We start from the raw sequence: 1233 nt of genomic DNA on the forward strand, positions 1-1233 counted from the left end.
GTGAACTACCTACATCGCCCTAGCGGGTCGATGTAGGCTTCTGGCACATTTTTAATGTTTCCAGAACTTCCTTCGAGGTACTATTAGTAGTAGATTCAGTTACTACCGGATTCCCCCTACGGCGTTTTATTGTTGGGAACAGTCCCAGCCCAACACGCTTTAAGTTGATTGAGGCATTGATGTCTCGATCAACAATCAGCAATTCTTTTTCATCCCAATACTCGCGGATACTGCAATCAGTGAATACAAATTCATCACGATATGCGAGTAGTTGAGATGTATACGCAGGTCTTGCCGCTATTGTCCTAGCTCCAGCTTTTCCAGCTATGTATTCTAGAACCTTGAAAAATTGTCCAAATGCAGCATCATTCCAAGATTTATTCAATCCTGACTTAGCCGATTGCCCATTAGGGAGATAGTTACCATCTTGGTCTTGTTTTGTTTTGTTCCTTTTTGATAAAGCTTTTAGATTTAAGTCTTCGTGGACAAAAACTTTTTTACCAGTTCTGACAAGGCTATGAGCAGTTTTAAAAGCGTGGTCTTTCCTTGCCCTAGCTATACGCTGATGTTCCCTAGCTTCACGTTTTGCCAGCTTACGTCTTGCTCTACTACCTTTCTTTTTAACAGACTTACGACGTGAAACTTTAGCGAGGCGTTGTTCAGATTTCCTGAATGATTTTAGCGCAGGAAGCTTGGTGTTTTCGCTAGTAGCTAGATAATCATCTTCATGTAATACCGCATCCAGCCCAATTGTGTTTTCCCATGTTGGTACTATTTCATCAGTTGTGAATTGTGGTACGTTCGGATCTTCTAGACAAATTGTTAAATACCACCCATCAGATTTTAAGGTAAGCAGTGCATTTTTGAGCGTAAATCCTTCAGGTAATGGTCGATGTAGTCGTACCTTTACCCAACCTTTGAGTTTAGAGAAAGATACAAACAACCAGTCCTTTTCTACACGCTCTATTGTTATAGCTTGCCCTTCTATCTTCATAGTGCGGTAACGAGCAGCGTTCTTAAATCGTGGCTTACCGCTACGATTCCCGCTACCATCACCCTTGATAAAACGTCCAAAAGCCAAGTCTACCCGTTTGCAAACATCTTGTAATGTTTGGGAGGGTACACGAGAAAAATCTAGTAGCTCTCCAGAATGAACAACTTTTATTAAATCTTCTTTGGTAATTGGTAATTGCTTTTTCTGAGAGTAATAACTGGGATTGTCTCTCAGTTGAG

The 1233-nt window shown here is 41.0% G+C and carries 1 protein-coding gene; it reads right to left on the bottom strand.

The features are described 5' to 3' along the window. Positions 1 to 19 precede the first annotated feature (19 nt). Positions 20 to 1233: RNA-guided endonuclease InsQ/TnpB family protein (locus AACS98_RS02970; RefSeq protein WP_066376167.1), on the bottom strand; the 1214-nt coding region annotated here is incomplete at its 5' end.

Source organism: Anabaena sp. CA = ATCC 33047, from assembly GCF_963870205.1.
In the GTDB taxonomy this organism is placed as follows: domain Bacteria; phylum Cyanobacteriota; class Cyanobacteriia; order Cyanobacteriales; family Nostocaceae; genus Trichormus.